19 protein-coding genes and 1 tRNA gene are annotated in these 17,272 nt (G+C 37.4%); 11 read left to right on the forward strand and 9 right to left on the reverse strand.

Annotation, left to right across the window (positions count from 1 at the left end; translation table 11 throughout):
- The first annotated feature begins 30 nt into the window (after window positions 1-30).
- Window positions 31-972, forward strand: coding sequence for an ABC transporter substrate-binding protein (locus A1D18_RS04905; RefSeq protein ID WP_071663016.1), 942 nt, complete (start codon window positions 31-33; stop codon window positions 970-972).
- A gap of 81 nt (window positions 973-1,053) precedes the next feature.
- A complete protein-coding gene (uvrD, locus tag A1D18_RS04910) occupies window positions 1,054-3,231 on the forward strand; it encodes a DNA helicase II (RefSeq protein ID WP_071662691.1) in 2,178 nt (725 codons plus the stop codon).
- Window positions 3,232-3,367: 136 nt separating this feature from the next.
- Here the strand turns inward: uvrD and A1D18_RS04915 are convergent, their stop codons facing one another.
- Complete coding sequence (locus A1D18_RS04915; RefSeq protein ID WP_071662692.1) at window positions 3,368-3,919, reverse strand: Smr/MutS family protein; 552 nt, start codon at window positions 3,917-3,919, stop codon at window positions 3,368-3,370.
- 101 nt (window positions 3,920-4,020) lie between these two features.
- Between A1D18_RS04915 and A1D18_RS04920 the strand changes: the two genes are divergently transcribed.
- Genes A1D18_RS04920 through A1D18_RS04930 form a run of 3 tightly spaced genes read left to right on the forward strand, consistent with a single transcriptional unit; the run spans window position 4,021 to window position 6,176 of the window.
- On the forward strand, window positions 4,021-5,187 hold the full coding sequence (locus tag A1D18_RS04920) for a penicillin-binding protein activator (RefSeq protein ID WP_143750434.1): 1,167 nt from the start codon (window positions 4,021-4,023) through the stop codon (window positions 5,185-5,187).
- Entirely contained in the window at window positions 5,187-5,588 is a 402-nt protein-coding gene (locus A1D18_RS04925; protein WP_071662694.1) for a YraN family protein, read from the forward strand. The genes A1D18_RS04920 and A1D18_RS04925 overlap by 1 nt, the downstream gene beginning before the upstream one ends.
- Window positions 5,589-5,591: 3 nt before the next feature.
- Complete coding sequence (locus A1D18_RS04930; protein WP_071662695.1) at window positions 5,592-6,176, forward strand: phosphoheptose isomerase; 585 nt, start codon at window positions 5,592-5,594, stop codon at window positions 6,174-6,176.
- Window positions 6,177-6,189: 13 nt separating this feature from the next.
- On the opposite strand, the gene A1D18_RS04935 is transcribed toward A1D18_RS04930, so the two are convergent.
- The 6 genes from A1D18_RS04935 to A1D18_RS04960 form a co-directional block, all read right to left on the reverse strand.
- Window positions 6,190-6,678, reverse strand: coding sequence for a Csu type fimbrial protein (locus tag A1D18_RS04935; protein WP_071662696.1), 489 nt, complete (start codon window positions 6,676-6,678; stop codon window positions 6,190-6,192).
- 237 nt (window positions 6,679-6,915) lie between these two features.
- Entirely contained in the window at window positions 6,916-7,416 is a 501-nt protein-coding gene (locus A1D18_RS04940; RefSeq protein ID WP_071662697.1) for a Csu type fimbrial protein, read from the reverse strand.
- Complete coding sequence (locus A1D18_RS04945) at window positions 7,407-9,845, reverse strand: fimbria/pilus outer membrane usher protein (RefSeq protein WP_071662698.1); 2,439 nt, start codon at window positions 9,843-9,845, stop codon at window positions 7,407-7,409. The genes A1D18_RS04940 and A1D18_RS04945 overlap by 10 nt, the downstream gene beginning before the upstream one ends.
- Window positions 9,808-10,524, reverse strand: coding sequence for a fimbrial biogenesis chaperone (locus A1D18_RS04950; RefSeq protein ID WP_071662699.1), 717 nt, complete (start codon window positions 10,522-10,524; stop codon window positions 9,808-9,810). The genes A1D18_RS04945 and A1D18_RS04950 overlap by 38 nt, the downstream gene beginning before the upstream one ends.
- Window positions 10,525-10,657: 133 nt before the next feature.
- Entirely contained in the window at window positions 10,658-11,143 is a 486-nt protein-coding gene (locus A1D18_RS04955; protein ID WP_071662700.1) for a Csu type fimbrial protein, read from the reverse strand.
- Window positions 11,144-11,268: 125 nt separating this feature from the next.
- Window positions 11,269-11,772 (reverse strand): Csu type fimbrial protein, encoded by a 504-nt coding sequence (locus tag A1D18_RS04960; RefSeq protein WP_071662701.1) that lies wholly within the window; start codon window positions 11,770-11,772, stop codon window positions 11,269-11,271.
- A 171-nt stretch (window positions 11,773-11,943) separates the two neighbouring features.
- Between A1D18_RS04960 and ygfZ the strand changes: the two genes are divergently transcribed.
- Both ygfZ and A1D18_RS04970 read left to right on the forward strand, forming a co-directional pair.
- Window positions 11,944-12,876, forward strand: a complete 933-nt coding sequence (ygfZ, locus tag A1D18_RS04965; protein ID WP_071662702.1) for a CAF17-like 4Fe-4S cluster assembly/insertion protein YgfZ — start codon at window positions 11,944-11,946, stop codon at window positions 12,874-12,876.
- A gap of 10 nt (window positions 12,877-12,886) precedes the next feature.
- The gene (locus A1D18_RS04970) at window positions 12,887-13,297 is read left to right on the forward strand and encodes a hypothetical protein (protein WP_071662703.1); all 411 of its coding nucleotides are present in this window, start codon (window positions 12,887-12,889) and stop codon (window positions 13,295-13,297) included.
- 18 nt (window positions 13,298-13,315) lie between these two features.
- On the opposite strand, the gene A1D18_RS04975 is transcribed toward A1D18_RS04970, so the two are convergent.
- On the reverse strand, window positions 13,316-14,590 hold the full coding sequence (locus A1D18_RS04975; RefSeq protein WP_071662704.1) for an MFS transporter: 1,275 nt from the start codon (window positions 14,588-14,590) through the stop codon (window positions 13,316-13,318).
- 229 nt (window positions 14,591-14,819) lie between these two features.
- On the opposite strand from A1D18_RS04975, the gene A1D18_RS04980 reads away from it, so the two are divergent.
- The 4 genes from A1D18_RS04980 (at window position 14,820) to lpxK (ending at window position 16,283) form a co-directional block, all read left to right on the forward strand.
- Window positions 14,820-14,896: transfer RNA gene (locus A1D18_RS04980), tRNA-Arg, on the forward strand.
- Window positions 14,897-14,978: 82 nt separating this feature from the next.
- Window positions 14,979-15,146 carry a hypothetical protein gene (locus A1D18_RS06875; RefSeq protein WP_171910819.1) on the forward strand — a complete coding sequence of 56 codons (168 nt, stop codon included), beginning with the start codon at window positions 14,979-14,981 and terminating at the stop codon, window positions 15,144-15,146.
- A gap of 1 nt (window position 15,147) precedes the next feature.
- Window positions 15,148-15,291, forward strand: a complete 144-nt coding sequence (gene ccmD, locus A1D18_RS06970) for a heme exporter protein CcmD (protein WP_071662705.1) — start codon at window positions 15,148-15,150, stop codon at window positions 15,289-15,291.
- A 29-nt stretch (window positions 15,292-15,320) separates the two neighbouring features.
- Window positions 15,321-16,283 carry a tetraacyldisaccharide 4'-kinase gene (gene lpxK, locus A1D18_RS04990; RefSeq protein ID WP_245756784.1) on the forward strand — a complete coding sequence of 321 codons (963 nt, stop codon included), beginning with the start codon at window positions 15,321-15,323 and terminating at the stop codon, window positions 16,281-16,283.
- Here lpxK and A1D18_RS04995 read toward each other — a convergent pair.
- Complete coding sequence (locus tag A1D18_RS04995; protein WP_071662707.1) at window positions 16,243-17,262, reverse strand: bifunctional UDP-4-keto-pentose/UDP-xylose synthase; 1,020 nt, start codon at window positions 17,260-17,262, stop codon at window positions 16,243-16,245. The genes lpxK and A1D18_RS04995 overlap by 41 nt on opposite strands.
- Between the last annotated feature and the right edge of the window lie 10 nt (window positions 17,263-17,272).

A 17,272-nucleotide genomic window follows, 5' to 3' on the forward strand; every position in this document is an offset into this window, starting at 1 on the left:
AAATCAATCAAAAAAAGAAACTTTTTATTTATGCCAATACAAAAAAAATTTATTATTCTAATGAGCTTTTTGTTATTCACTCGCACTGTCGTGGCTAAACCATTAACGTTAATTCTAGATTGGTTGGTTAATCCCGATCATGCGGCTATTTTTGTGGCAAAAGAACAAGGATTTTTTAGCCGAGAAGGAATACAAGTAAATATTATTGCACCGAGTAATCCTGATGATGGCCCTAAATTGGTGGCAGCAGGTCATGCTGATTTGGCCGTTAGTTATCAACCGCAATTAGTTGTACAAGCTTCAAAAGGATTACCTTTAATGCGCGTAGCCAGTTTAATAAAGCAACCTTTAAACTGTTTGATAGTAAAAAAAAATGGGCCTATTCATCAGCTTGCCGATTTAAAAGGCAAACGTATCGCTTATACATCACATGTTGAAGGAACGCTGATGTTAAGTGCCTTATTAGAAAAGGCGCACTTAACAATGAGCGATGTACAAACCATTAATGTGCAATATGATTTAACGCAAGCTCTATTAAGCAATCGCATCGACGCCGTTATTAATGTGATGCGCAACGTAGAACCTTTACAAATGCAATTTGCTCACCAGCCGGTAAAAATCTTTCCAGTCGAGTTAGCTGCCATTCCAACCTATGATGAATTAATTCTCATTGCCAATAAAAATAAATTAACTGACCCACGTCTGACTAAATTTTTGGCAGCACTCGACAAAGCAACTCTATACTTGCTCAATAACCCAGAAAAAAGCTGGCAAATATTTGCAAAAAACCATCCTGCCTTAAACAATGCGTTAAATCACCAAATTTGGCAAACTACTTTACCTTATATTGCACGGCATCCAGCTAATTTCAATAAAAAAGCCTATGCAAAATTTATGGTATTCCTATATCAAAAACACATCATCTCGAAACCTTTAACAACTAATAAATATGCTACGGAGTTGATCGATTAAAAAACTAAAGTTTGTAATAAATTTTTGTCGCTTTCAAAATAATCATGCAAGAAGATAGAAATTTCGTTACAATCGCCAGCTATGTTGTCCAATCCTAATCATCACCTATTAAAATCGTTAAATGAGGCACAACAACAAGTCGTTGCTGCCCCACAGTCCCATTTGTTGGTATTAGCCGGAGCCGGTAGCGGAAAAACTCGCGTGCTAGTCCATCGTATTGCCTGGCTGATCAATGTGGAAAATATTTCTCCGCATAATATTCTTGCTGTCACTTTTACTAATAAAGCGGCGGGAGAAATGCGTCAACGCTTAGAAAATTTACTCGATATCCCGATGCGACTGATGTGGGTAGGTACGTTTCATGGGCTTGCTCATCGCTTATTACGTCAGCATTGGGAAGCCGCTGGATTACCACAAGCCTTTCAAATATTAGATAGTGATGATCAATATCGCGTCATTAAACGAATTTTGGTTAGCCTGAATCTTGATGAAACACAATGGGCGCCGAAAAAAGTGCAATGGTTTATTAATCAACAAAAAGATGATGGAATAAGACCTAATCAAGTACCTAACGCAAATGATCCTTATACCAAAACCTTAGTTCGTATCTACCAATCCTATGAAGAAATTTGCACTCGGAATGGGGTTATCGATTTTGCAGAGCTTATTTTACGTAGCTATGAGCTTTTTATTAAAAATCCAGATATTTTGCACCATTATCAAGAACGTTTTCGACATATTTTAGTTGATGAGTTTCAAGACACTAACACCATACAATACGCTTGGTTAAAATTATTAAGTAGTGGGAAAAATTATTTAATGATAGTCGGTGATGATGACCAGTCGATTTATGGATGGCGTGGTGCGCGCGTAAAAAATATTCAAGATTTTATTCGTGATTTTCCAGATAATCAGGTGATACGACTCGAACAAAATTATCGTTCAACAGGCGTTATTTTAGCCGCTTCGAATGCCTTAATAACCCATAATGACGGCCGTTTAGGTAAAAAACTTTGGAGTAATGGTGGACAAGGTGATCTGATCTCACTTTACGGTGCGTTTAATGACTTAGATGAAGCACGATTTATTATAAACCAAATTAAGCAAGGCTTAAAAAAAGAACTACGACCTAATGAAGTGGCTGTTCTATATCGATCCAATGCTCAATCACGTGTATTAGAAGAGGCGTTAATATCAGCACAAATTCCTTATCGTATCTATGGTGGATTACGCTTTTTTGAACGTGCTGAAATCAAAGACGCCTTAGCCTATTTACGTTTAATTGCTAATCGCAATGATGATCCCGCTTTCGAACGCATCGTCAATACTCCGACACGTGGTATTGGTGATCAAACTTTACAAATGCTACGGTTGGAAGCGCGCTCTCAAGGTATTTCTTTATGGCAAGCAGCTGAATACTTATTAGCTAATCAAAGCTTGTCTTCGCGTGCAGCCAATGCATTAACTCTTTTTATCCAATTGATCAACAAAATAAATAACGAGACTCAGGCGTTAACGCTGGCAGAACAAACCGAACAAGTGCTTTATAGTAGTGGTTTGTTGAGTCATTACAAAAAAGAAAAAGGCGAACGTGGTCAAGCACGCATTGAAAATCTTGAAGAGCTAATCAATGCGACCAGACAATTTGTTCCTGAAGATAGTAGTATTTCTATTTTATCTGCCTTTCTTGCACATGTTGCATTAGAAGCGGGTGAGCATCAAGGAGACACTACACAAGAATGCGTGCAGTTAATGACCTTGCATTCTGCTAAGGGGTTAGAATTTCCCTGGGTATTTTTATGCGGAATGGAAGAAGGATTGTTCCCTCATCATATGTCTCATGAAGAGCCGGGTCGTCTAGAAGAAGAACGTCGCTTGTGTTATGTCGGCATGACACGTGCGATGCGTAAATTATTCCTTAGCTATGCCGAAGTTAGACGTTTACATGGCAACGAAAGTCATCATCGACCGTCTCGGTTTATTTCAGAAATACCCAAAGAATTATTAGCAGAAATCCGTTTGCGTACCTCTGTTATTAGACCTACATCCGCATTAAAATCTGCAAAAAATTCTAATCGTGATTCGATGATAGGTGATACCGGATTACGCATTGGACAAACCGTCACGCACAATACCTTCGGTGAAGGGACCCTGATCGATGCCGAAGGACGCGGTGAGCACATGCGTCTACAGGTTAAATTTAACAATGCCGGTACAAAATGGTTAGTCGCAAGTTATGCCAAACTAACCGCAAAATAAATATACTCTTCGCACTTGAATCTTTGTCTGTGTTGCCGCTCAATTCGCAATCCTCATGTATCTTAAATACACTGTGGTTACTTCATTTCGCGGCGCCTTGACAAAAATCCAATTGCTGTGAGAATACCTATTGATTTCAATGATTTCGGCGTAATAAGACATAAAGTGCTCCTGCGCCACCATCTCGTGCTTGAGCAGAGGAAAAAGCTAACACCCACGGAATTTGCATTAACCAACAATAGACATGATTTTTCAGTTTAGCTCCCGATTGATTTAGCTTTCCTTTCCCATGAATGATGCGCACACAGATATAACTCTGTTCACGACTCTGTAACAAAAAATTGAGCACAGTCCTTCGCGCCTGCTCTACAGTCATTTGATGTAAATCAAGATAATCAGACTGACGGATATTCCCTCGTGTTAATTGTTTAATACGTTTATTTTGTAAACCTGGCCGACTAAAAAATAATCGATCTTCTGATCCTACTGTTAACTCAGTCGGGTCAAAAAGAAGTACAGCGATTTGATGCTTCTCATCTTTTTGATTAATTAACTTTGATTTATCAACCACAGAAATAACTTTTTTTGATTTAGCTTTTGTATGAAATGACTGTGACCGTTTTACACCTGACATCGCTTTCTTAAAAAACTCAAGATCCTCTTTATCAGGCGGAGCAGGTTTACTCATACACGAGGTACCTAGGTAAGAAAAATTTTCTGAAGCATTGCGTAAAAGTATTAGAATAAACTATTATTAACACTGTGTTTAAAATTTGACTAGGAAAGAGAGTGTCTTTTTCATTGATGAATCGATTAGGTTTAACCGCAAGCTTATTATTGATAAGTTTAGGCGACCTTACTGCTTGTGCTAGCAATTATATGCGTGTACCTAATCCTTTACTATCGAACCAAAATTCTGCTATCTCCACATCAGCAGTTTCTAGCAATAATCTACAGCCTATTGCCTTACTTCTACCATTACAAGGTCCCTTAGCTAATATTGGTCAATCGGTAAAACAAGGTTTTTTGGCCGCTGCTGAGGAAAATGGATCATCACCGCGTATTATCCTCATAGACACCCGTGTTGGATCTTCGATACAAGCCGCTTATACCCAAGCCATAGCAAGAAACGCGAAAATAATTGTCGGTCCATTACTCAAACCTCAGGTGCAAAGTATTGCCAGTTTACAAACCAGCATTCCTATTTTAGCACTGAACTATTTAAATTCTGATATTAGTACACCCCCTGAGTTATACCAATTTGGTTTATCCCCTATCGACGAAGCACAACAAGCCACAAATCATGCTTGGAAAAATGGTAAACGTTCTGCACTCATCATAACTGCCAATGGCAATTGGGGATCGCAGATTGGCGAAGCCTTCGCACAACAATGGCAAACCTTAGGGGGAACTGTTGTCGGTCAACTTGTATTGTCGAAAAATCCTTCTGGTATAACCAAGCAAATGCGTCATTTTCTCCATTTTAAACCTCCCCATGATAGGCGCACCGATTTTGATGTGATTTTCTTAGCCAGTAGCCCGCAAATAGGTCGCCAAGTGAAACCTTTACTAAAATTCTTTTATGCCGGTGGCACACCGGTTTACGCTACCGCATCAATTTATAGTGGCATACCTGGATCCCAGCGTTTTGACAATGATTTGAATCAAGTTATCTTCTGCGCAGCTCCGTGGTCGCTACCTAACTGCAACATTGAACCTAATCTTTATCAGCAATTGAAGTCAGTTTCGCCTATGCATTTCAGTCGAAACTGTAAGTATTATGCTTTAGGTATTGATGCGTTTCATATTATTCAAGAACTGGGACGTCTAAACCAATCGCCACAACAAACATTGCAAGGTACAACAGGAATACTTTCATTAAATAAGCAACATCGCGTCGTACGCCAATTACCTTGTGCACAATTTCGACATGGAAGTTTAGTTCCTGTCAATTAATGACTAGGACCCTCCCTACAAAAAAATTAGGCAATCAAATCGAAGCTCTAGTTTGTGATTATTTACGACAACGAAAACTTAAATTCATTGAACGCAATTATCAGTGCCGCTTGGGCGAAATCGATTTGATTATGTCTGATCAATCTACATTGGTTTTCATAGAAGTTCGTTATCGACAACGTCACCACTTTGGCAGTAGCTTAGAATCAGTCAATTTAATTAAACAAAATAAAATTATTAAAACAGCAGAATATTATTTATTGTCCCAACAGCTATCTGAGAAAATAACTTGTCGTTTCGATGTGGTGGGTGTTAAACCCCCAACTAATAAATTGCTAGGCAATATTTCCAAACTGGACTCGGCTCAAGTAGAATGGATAAAAAACGCATTCTCTAGGTAATCTATGAATCTATTAGCACGTATTAAAACCCATTTTTCTGAGAGCATACGTACAAAATCGGATGCAGCAGAAACGTTACCTGAAATTATTTTGGCAGCCAGTGAGCTATTTGTTGAATGTCTCCTGAATAATAATAAAATTCTGGTTTGTGGTAACGGCGGCTCTGCAGCTGATTCGCAACATTTTGCCTCAGAAATGATTAACCGCTTTGAAACCGAACGTCCGAGTTTGCCTGCAATTGCCTTGACCACCGATACTTCAACGATTACCTCTATTGCTAACGACTATAGCTATAGTGAAATTTTTGCCAAACAGATTAGAGCCTTAGGTCAAGCAGGTGATATTTTATTAATTATTTCAACCAGTGGTAACTCGGAGAATATATTAAAAGCCTGTGAAGCCGCACAAAGTAGAGATCTAAAAATTACTGCGCTTACCGGCAAAGAAGGAGGTGCTTTAGCGGGATTATTGAGCTCCACTGATATTGAAATTCGGGTTCAAGGAACATCGACTGCACGAATACAGGAAACACACCTATTGATCATCCATTGCTTATGTGATTTGATCGATAAGCAATTGTTTGGTTAATTTGCCTTTTTTGTTAAAAAATAATTCCGACGTTGACTACATCTCTATAAGAACCAATACCCACATTCTGCTTAGGTGGTATTTGTCCATAGACGACTAAGGTTTGCTGCAAACCCTTTCCCACACCAAATTGCGCATCAATACCAACAACATTTCCCCAGTTAATCGTATGGGTTAGATTTTGAGTTAAGAGATATTTAATCTCTGAATGATCAGGCCCTGACATACTGCGTAATCTTGTTGTTGCTGAATACCCCGCTCCTTGATCTAAGGTCACATAATAAGGTGTATTTAAAGTACACAGCACGTAGAGGCGCGCTGTTGAATCAGTAGGAATAGATGAATCGGGATTGTATAAACCAAATATTAATGGCGTAGCACGAATAGTACATCCACTTACTACGCTTACTGAAACCAGCATTGAAGTCGCATCATCACAAAATGCTGGACTTATTGAGAATAAAAAAAATAAAGCAACGCACGCATGGGACAACAAACGCATGATTAACCCCCCTTTCTATCCATCCAATGGTCAGAATTGACAGAAAATTAATCCTTTTACTAACTAGGCTTATAATTGCAGGAAGAAGCTTAAAATATCTTTTTTAGAAATTAGCTTGAACAATAGCAAAAAATATTCTTTCTACGCTTATACTTTATTCGAACATCGTTCAACTCCCTCTTATTAAGACTAATAGATGAACGGCTTATTATCCAGTACGTTTAGGATATACAGGGGTTAATAAGTAACAGTTACCAAAACCGCGTCAGTATAAGTTCCAGTATTGACAAATTGAGAAGCAGGTATTCGGCCAAAAACGGTATAATTTCTAGTCACAGGGCCTATTACTATTGCTGTATAAGAATCACTAATTGTCACTGTGCCACCAGTACCATCTCCCCAGATGGAAGCAAATCCTGCCGTTGTGTACAAATTATAATTTAAATGAACACCTAACAAATTCATAAAGCGCGGCGTATAAGTCGTACTATTTCCCTTAGCCATACTTATTACATAAGAAGCAGTAAAAAGAACTAATGCCGAACAAGTCACTGCCACATTACCATTAGCGGTTTTTAAAGAAGTAGGAACATAAGTACCAAATGTCACTGCTGTGGTTGCAACTGAGCATGAACATCCCAGTCCTGTACAAACAGCATAAGCAGAATAGCTATAAAAATTGCATAAAAATAAAATAACCATATGTAACCAATATCGTTCAATTTGTTTTAGTAACACGACACATCTCCTAACTCGATAATCGGATCATTGGTATTAGGTAAGCGAACTGAAAAATAATACACATGATTTTCCCAATTAACTGAACCTTCTAAAAAGTGATCTTTAACTTCAGGAATGTAAACTTCACCATCATATCCGACAGGAAAGGCTTCACAATTGCTATCATTATTTAATATAAGCTCTGCCCCTACAGGCACAAAATTACCACTAGGGGTCCTTAAGTGTAACTCCACACCCTGCATACGCTTAACTGAGAACTCTGCTAAAACACCACTATGCAAATAAGGTATGACCTTTTCACGCGTAACATCGATCTCTGCATCTAATGGCAATGTTGTCGGTTCTATTTCCACGCTATTTTCTTGATAAGGCAATAATTCAGTGATTAATAAATTTCCATTTCTATCGGTCTTACCCATGAGTTGATTTTCATAATAGACATCCACACCAGGGAAATTGGGAACTTTTACCAAAGCAAAACTTTGGGTGAGTTTACGTGCTAAAAAGCCATCGCCTGCAAAATAAATAGCACTGCCGCTTGCATCTACTTCATAACTTGCTTGTCCCCTGCCTTGCCCTACGCGCGCAGTATATGCACCAATTTCAGTTTGTACAGTCACATCAGCACCTGCATAACGATTACTGTTATTGCTACCCAGAATGTTATAACCGTAGCCCTTACCTAATGGAACTGGTTTAGTAAATTGCAATAGATCTTGTATTTGATGATTTTGCCAAGTGGTTGAATTATTAATGTAATGATTCACGTCAGGAGCAAAAACGAGAGTAAGAAATGCTTGATTTGTTTGTGAGCTTCGTAAATCTCCCACAAAACCCAAACTTAGAGAAATATTTTTAAATAAATTATGCGTATAAGTAGCTGTCAATAATCGTGCTGTCGGTGTGTTGGATATTCCATTCGCAGTATTAAAATTGCGGCTATTAACCATCGTAAAGCTAGTGCTAAGCGATCCATAATTTTCTAAACTGTACCCTAAAAATAATTGATTCACGACACTGGGCGGTGAGGTGTTAGGTTGTGTCCCTAGTTGTATATAATTTAAAGTGGTTAAGCTGGTATTAAAACCATAACTAAGCTGCGGACCTTGACGAATAAAACCTAAGCCTAATAAACCACCACCGCCTGAATTATTATGCCCGCCTGCCAATGCTAAAGTAGCTACTCCATAATTATTTAATAAATAATTAGCAGAAAAACCTAAGGTTTGCTGATCAAATAATAGTTCGGCATGACCACCTAAGGTTAAATTATCAGTAATTCCGCGTTGATAGGTTCCCACAGCCAAAAAACGCCCATAGTCATTGCTATTCACACCATAATTATCGCGTACAAACCCTGCTTCATACGAAAAATCAACTAAATTGGGCTTAAGCAATTGCGGGCTGGCATAGTAAGAAAAACTTGCGACTTTGCTACGTCCCAGCAAATCTTGGGTTACTATATTCACAGTACCCGCTCCAGAAATAACCGGAATATTATTAAAAATATAAGGTCCGTTATTCACTATTTGTTGTTGATTTAAAACGCTATTGACAAATACATCGACTTTACTCGGAATAGCTGCTTCACCCTGGTAACCAGGAAGTGGGAAAGTCACTAAATTAGGCTGTGTATTAAAATTTGTGGCATATTGAATACCAGCAAAACGCGATGCACCACTCCAATAAGTCGAACCCGTAATGGCATCACCAAAACGCCAACGTGCAATTTTTTCTGGCTGATCTAAAGTCCAGGTGGTATTCAAACGTACTAACTTACTGGATTGATTGGTTAGTGAGGTAATGCTATTCACATATTTGTTATACGCGATCACATCGGCAGTCCCAACGCCTAAGCGATTAAATAAACCTAAGCCCATCAATGCGGAAAGATTCGTTTGATTGATTCCAGGAGAATTATTTCTTAAGGCAACCGCATCATAATTGAGATAGGCGCCAGGATCTTGTGGGCGTAGCGCACCTAAACGTTTACTGAGAGGATCAAAGGTTTGAATAACAAATAATTCTGGTGGTGCGAATAAAGTTAGCTGCATCGCATACTGATCTAATTGATAATGAAGACCAGGATACCAATCCAGTTTATAGAGATGATCTCGATGATAGTTAAAAGGAGAGTGGGAGTTAAATTGCATCTTCCATTGGTGTAAATCACTTTCTTCAACCCAGATCTGACCAGATGCATCTTGATAGCACTGTGTAACACCCGGCAACAATGTCCCATTTAGCTTTATTTCAAGCAACAAGGGAATTATTGAAATTTTAGCTTTTTCTTTGGATACTTGTTTTATTGGAGTTTTCTTTCCAAGCTTTGCGTTGCTATCTATGCTGTTTAAAGAAAAAATGATAAAACATGCAATTAATACAAATCTAAAGCCTATGCAAAGATGATTTTTTGCTATGTCCATTAATATTTGACAGAATATCCGTATAATTAATATTAGAATTGTTTTTTATTGTCCAAGAAAAAGAACAACGTGGGAAAACATATGTAAAAGTTGAATGTTTTTTCATTGAGTACCCTGGTTGATTAGACAATAATTGCCATTGATTTACAAATAAAGAAATATTGCCATCATTATATAAATTTAATTTCATATGGTGTGCATCTAAAACTTTGATTGACCAAACTGCATTCTCAACCATGTGCAGTGGCTGCACAAATAAAGGGAGTGAAATATCCATTAAAAAATATAATGTTTGGCCTAATTTTTTTTGTCTTGGTTGTTGCACTTCTTTTAAATGCACTCGATAAGCTTTTTGCACTGTATTATAGGTAGGGTGTTTTAAAGCAAAACGTATAATTTGGGTTTTGTGTGCGGGTAAGGCAAATAATGGCGGTGTAAGCAAGATGTCATGTGAAATCTTATAAATATCTTTAGCCTTGGGGCTTTGTTGCCAATCAAGTAAACTTAATTGGAATATACTACGTTCACCACTTCGATTAGCCACTTTAAGCACGCCTATCCTTTGACTAGGAGATAAAGAAAGCTGGACAGGGGTGACTTCTAAAACGTTAGCACTAACGACTGGTATAAATAAGGCAGCCAGAATACTAAACCTAGCAATATAGTACTTTATTTTCATTTTGCACTGATCCTTTACAATCCTTTTTATAACTTAGACCGCTAAAATCTTTTAATGAAATTTATAAAATCAATTAGCATAATTAAAGTACCATTTATATATTTCGTCAGGATACTTTTTAAATAGAATAATGTCAGTAAGTAACGGTTATTAGTACAGTGTCATTATAACTACCTGTCGGAGGAACTGTCCCGGCAGGTATTCGTCCGTATACAGTAGATAATTGAGCTGTTCCACTACCTGTCAAATTGACTGTATCCGTAGGTGGAGTATTTCCCCAATTTGTTGTGCGCCCTGCATTTTGATAAAGTTGATAGGTCAGTGTTCCTGAAGGTGTTCCCGTCATAACCCTGTTAGTAATGGTTGCACCACTACCTGTTCCCGCATTTAAACCAATGTTATATGCAGTACCATTGTTACAAGTCACCTCAATGCTACCCGTTGCATCATTTTGAACTCCTGAATAGTTACCGAAGTTTACTGAAGTGATATTACCAAAGACACAAGTTGCATTCACTGTCGCGTTAACGGGTAAATTTGCCGTTACTGTCGCAGCAAATGCAACTGGATTGAAAAATAAAATTAACAATACCAAAAAGACGGTTTGTGCTCTAAACATAATCAACTTCCTTATTAAATAAGACCTACAGCACAGGAATAGAGTATAATGTTCTATACTACTGATCAAGCAATGATTAAATTAATTTAATCATTGCCTATAAAATAATCTGATAGTCACTTATATTAAAATATTACAAAAAGGGTCACTCGATCTAAATAGGTACCTGCACTTACCACTTGATTGCTAGGAATTTCTCCATAAATAGTAATCACTTCGGCAGATCCAGTTGCTATTTGATGCAAAGTATTTTGGCCAATCGCTCCACACATATGTTGATGGCTTGCATCTTGAAAAAGATTGTAATTGAGTTGTTCACTTCCTCCTTGTTTAGTTAATGCTCGATGGGTTTCTGATGCACCTACACCTTGCCCTTTACCTATACCTATATCATAAGCAAGATTTTGTAAGCAGGTTACCGTAATAGTGCCGATAACATAGTCTGGATTAGAAGTTAGTGGATAATAATTAGGGAATTTCAGGTTTGTTGTTGAATCAAATGTACAATTCGCTCCACCACCTACGGTAGCCATCACCGCTAGTGTATTGTTAATAGTTACACACATCGCATCTTGAAGAACTAAAAAAAGCAAAAACCCGATTGCAAACTTGATCAAAGAAGAAAGCATAATACCCCCAATGAGACCTAAAGCTTTTATAGTTTTTTATAGATTTGTTTGATAATTAGTTTTTTATTAAATCAGCTGTTTTTAGGTCGCTTATATAAATATGCGGAATAATTTATAATCGTTAATTTATTCTAGTGAATATTTGCCGATTTAACGAATAAGGCTGGTTTTATGCTTGAAGAAATGGTGAATCCGACATCTGCTATCGATCTGATCGATTTGGGTCTCATTCAAGTTAGCGGTAAAGACGCGAAACCCTTCTTACAAGGTCAATTGACGTGCGATGTCGAAGAAATTAATGCAAAACAGAGCCAATTAGGGGCACACTGTGATGGCAAAGGACGAATAATTGCGCTTTTTCGGTTATTTTTTTACCAAAATGATTATTATTTTTTGTTACAAAAAAGTACGTTGCCGCTATTACTCGCTTCTTTACAAAAATATGCTGTCTTCTCAAAAGTAACATTAACGGACGTCAGTCAAGATTGGCAAAAAATCGGCCTTTATGGTCCTTCTATAAAGAACTTTCTCAATGAACAGAAATTATACTCAAGCAAAGAAAATGGAATGGCAGAACCTGATCATAAGTTAAGCTTATCTATTCCAGGACCTGTGCCCCGCACCGTTTTACTAAATCCTATTACTGACTCTCTCCGTTTTATCGATAGAAAATTTTTTCAGCAAAGTGTTAATCATTGGCACTTATTAGACATAATGGCTGGAATACCCATTATTTATCCTGAAACAAGTAGTCAATTTACACCCCATCAATTGAACCTGCCTGAGCTAGGTGGCGTTAGTTTTAACAAAGGCTGTTATATTGGTCAGGAAATTATTGCTCGCACTCATTATTTGGGAAAATCAAAAAGTCGACTTTATCGAGTGAGTTTTGAAACCAATAGCTCCATCCTGCCAGGAACCCCACTATTTGATAGTGATCAAAAGATCAAAAAAGGCACTCTGATTATGTGTGCAAAAGAACTGAGTAATCGCTACCAGGCCTTAGTCTGTTTGCAAACTCAAGCGATTTCCCATAGTATCAGAATAGAGAGCCTTGAAGGTCCAGTAATAAAATTTTTAGAACTGCCCTATTCTACTAACTAGAACTAATAATATGCTTACAACGCACAAAAAAATATTGGGTTTAATTCTATTATTGGGGATGAGTAATGTGTTGGCCGGTACTCCTTCTAACAATACCTTCCCTTCCAAGCTTAACAATTCAGAAAGCAAAGCCATTGAATTTGCTAAACAAGCAGGATCAATCGCAGGTGTCGCACAGGCTTGTGGCCAGAATCTAGGAGAGTTTTCTGCAAGAATTACCGAAGCGATTAATAAGTTATCTAGTGGCCCCGCTGATCAAGCGGCAGCTGCTCTGGTCTATCAACGTATTAGCCAAGAAGCGCAAATGGCTGAGAGAAAAAGCCAGACTATCCCTTGCATGAAGGTTTTACAAGATTTTCAAAACTTACCCATCATGAAATCTGACTACAAAACTAAGGTTATCAATCAACTTAGCCCTTAGAATCTGAAAGCAAATAGTTTAAACTTCTAACTGTTGTGGATTCGAGTCACGAATAAAAAATAATAAGATTAAAGATAATAAAATATAGACCGGTAAAATGCTTAATGCATGACGATAATCTATCGCTGAAAAATAATGCACATCTGCTAGCAACTTGCCATGCCAATTTGCATCTAATAATTTTCCTATCAATGGTTGGGTTAACGCGCTAAAAATAATATCGCCTGTATTTATTAAAGCGATTATCGTCGCCGCAACGGTTATTTTATTTAATTCTCTACCCAACGCAAAACCAAGCATAAATGCACCTGTACTAAAACCAAATATAAATAACAACGTCCCCAATAACCAAAGAGGCAAATAATTCACATAAATAATCAGTGTAATGGTTACTAAGGCTACAAAAGCATTAATCAACATCACTGGAACACGTTTATTTAATCGATCCGACCATAAGCCTAATAATGGGCTACCAAAGGCCAAACCTAAAAAAATTAAAGAGGTCAATACAGCCGCTTGCGTGTGCGTAGCGTGATAGCTTACTTTTAAAAAAGGAATACACCAAAGACCAGCAAAAGCATCAATGGGTGAAAAAGCCAATCCACTATAGAGTGTGATAAGCCAATTTTGTTTATTATTCAACACCATCCAGACATCATGAAATGAAAATTTTTCTACTGTTCCTGTTTCACCTAGTACTCCAGCCGGTTTATCACGAACAATAAAATAATATAAACCGGCTAAAATTAATCCACTCACGGCACACAAATATAAACTTTGTCGCCAACCGAAGGTGTTAACCGCAAAAGATAAAGGGACCTCACCTGCAATGGCACCTAGCATAGCTGCCGTAGCCAATAATCCACCCACAAAGGCAAATTGATTTGGCTTAAACCATAAACTGGTCATTTTCATATAACTAACAGTAGCAAAAGCTGCACCGACACCGATTAACACCCTAGACCAAGTCGCTATATTTAAACTATGTGCCTTAGAAAAAATATAAATACCTGTGGCACATAAAAGGATAGCGAGAGTAGTTAATAGACGTGGACTATAACGATCTAATAAAACACCTACAAAAAGTTGAGCTAACAAAAATGAATAAAAAAAACTAGCCGCCAAATTACCTAATCCGGTTCCTTGTATTTGAAATATATGCATCAATTCTTCAGTCATGATACTAGGAGAAACTTGCAATATATATTTATAAAATAAAAAAGCGGCTGCTAGTGCAATCACTAACCAGGGATACCAATGATGGGCAGTAAAATGTTTTTTCTCGCTCTGCATAACACACTAAACCTTAAATTTCATTTAGCGGAGCATTATGTCATTATTAGTCAAATTTTGCACTTCTTATCAATTGACAACCCAAAAAAATTGAATTGCTCCCGCATCAAGCCCTCATGATCATTCTTTTAGAGTTGATAATTTATGTGGAAGCATTTCTTCGATTTTAATCAATATTTTTTGTTTTTCACTTCCTGGAAAATGAAGGCGTATAATGCGACTTATTTCTGCCCCGGTGGCACAGTTGGATAGCGCAGTCCCCTCCTAAGGGACAGGTCGCCGGTTCGAATCCGGCCTGGGGCACCAATTTTTTGCAAGGCCATAAAAAAAATGACTCGCTTCTAAAGAGGTCTACTGCTATTGATACAATCCTACGTAAGTTATGGCTATGTTGAATAAAACAGCTGCATTACAAATTTTGAGTTTTGTGGGCAAACAATTCGTTATTCAAGCCACTCATGCTGCAAATCATCGCGAATTAAAAATTGGTAATGATTATAAACAACCCGCTCCAGATTATGTTATGCTACGGTTAGATAAAATAACAGGAAGTTAAAATGAAAGATTATCGCTTCTACTTATGGATAGCTTACCTCTCGACAGCCGCTATTCTCTTAATTAATCTGTTAACTTCCCTGATTCGGTATTATAAATTATTTAAGAAAAAGCGTCGTATTACGTCGTTAATTCCCAAAAAATAATGTTAAAAATTTGGCGGAAAAAAAACTTTTTGGCTTATTTACTATGGCCATTATCATTTGTTTACGGCATTTTTATTTATTTACGCCGTAAACTTTATCAGATGCATTTTTTAAAAATAAATTATCTCTCGGTCCCCGTCATCGTCGTCGGAAATATTACTATTGGAGGAACAGGTAAAACACCCGTTGTAATACGACTCGCTCGGTTTTTAAAAGAAAAAGGCTGGCGACCAGGGATTATCAGTCGCGGCTATGGCGGTAACACGCAGCATTTTCCTTGTTTAGTACATCAAAATAGTAATGCCCGTGAAGTAGGTGATGAACCTTTATTGATTGCACAACACACTGCCTGTCCAACCATTATCGATCCGAATCGTAGCCGCGGCGCTAAAAATTTACTAAAGCGTTCAAATTGCAATATTGTCATTAGTGATGATGGCTTACAACACTTAAGCTTAGGTAGAAATATAGAAATTATTGTCGTCGATGGTGAAAGACGTTTTGGAAATAATTTTTGTTTGCCTGCAGGACCACTACGTGAACCTGCTTCGCGTTTGAATTCGGTCGATTTCATCGTCAGCAAAGGAACCGCACGAGTTAATGAATTTAAACTGTCCTTAATTCCCGATTATTTTTATCCGCTTATTCAACCTAAAAATAACTATACCGCAGCGCATTTTCAAAATAAAAAAATACATGCCGTAGCTGGAATTGGTAATCCTAGTCAATTCTTTAACTCATTACGTAAACTAGGCCTTCAGATCATTGAACACCCTTTCCCGGACCATTACTTATTTAAGCCTCGCGATTTTAACTACGGTAAGGATGCCATTATAATAATGACTGAAAAAGATGCCGTAAAATGTGTAGGTTTTGTTGATGCCAGGCTTTGGTGCTTAAGAACAAAAACAGAGTTAGACAACCAATTTCTAAATGCCCTATTGAATCGAATTACTGCAATAGATAAAAATCTAAAATCTTCTTTAAACTAGTTTTAATATCAATATACGGCTGCCAATCAAGTTGCTGTTCAGCTCGTTTAATCGATGGTATACGACGTGCTATATCTTGATAACCCTCCCCATAATACTTATCTGAATTTATTGTTTGTAATTGAACTTTTTTTGCATAGCCAGCATAATTTGGGTAGGTTTTAATTAGCTCTAATAATAATTCGGCTAATTCGCAAATTGAAATATCGTTCCTCGGATTACCAATATTAAAAATAGCTTGATCAGCACATCCATTTTCATTCGCAATGATTTTTAATAAACAAGCTATACCATCGTCAATATCAATAAAGCTACGTCTTTGTTGCCCTCCATTTACCAGTTGAATCGCTTCACTCCTTAATATATTTCCGATAAATTGACTGACAACTCGAGAGCTCCCTGGTTTAGGATTGTGCGGATCATCGAGCTTGGGTCCTAACCAATTGAATGGTCTAAAAAGCGTATAACATAATTCGTTTTTTAAACCGTAAGCATGAATCACTCTATCTAGCAGTTGTTTACTACAGGAATATATCCAACGAGGTTTATTGATAGGTCCTAGCACAAAATTACTGGTCTCTTCATCAAATATTTCATCTGTGCACATTCCGTAAACTTCAGAAGTAGAAGGAAAAACAATACGTTTTTTATGTTTAACACACAAACGAACTATTTTTAAATTAGCTTCAAAATCAAGCTCAAAGATACTTAAGGGATTTTTTACATAGCTTGCCGGAGTAGCAATAGCAACCAAAGGTAAGACAACATCACAATTTTGAATCTGTTGTTCTATCCATTCGACTTCATGTTTCATGTCGCCTTTTTTAAAGGTAAGACGCGGGTGCTTAAGAAACTCTCTGATTTTGTTATCGGTTAAATCCAAACCGATCAGATGCCAATCTGTTTTCTCTATACAATGCTCTAGCAGGCTACTACCAATAAAGCCATTGATCCCCAGAATTAATATTTTTAAACTCATATTTTACTAC

Source organism: Candidatus Rickettsiella isopodorum, from assembly GCF_001881495.1.
Taxonomy (GTDB): Bacteria; Pseudomonadota; Gammaproteobacteria; order Diplorickettsiales; family Diplorickettsiaceae; genus Aquirickettsiella; species Aquirickettsiella isopodorum.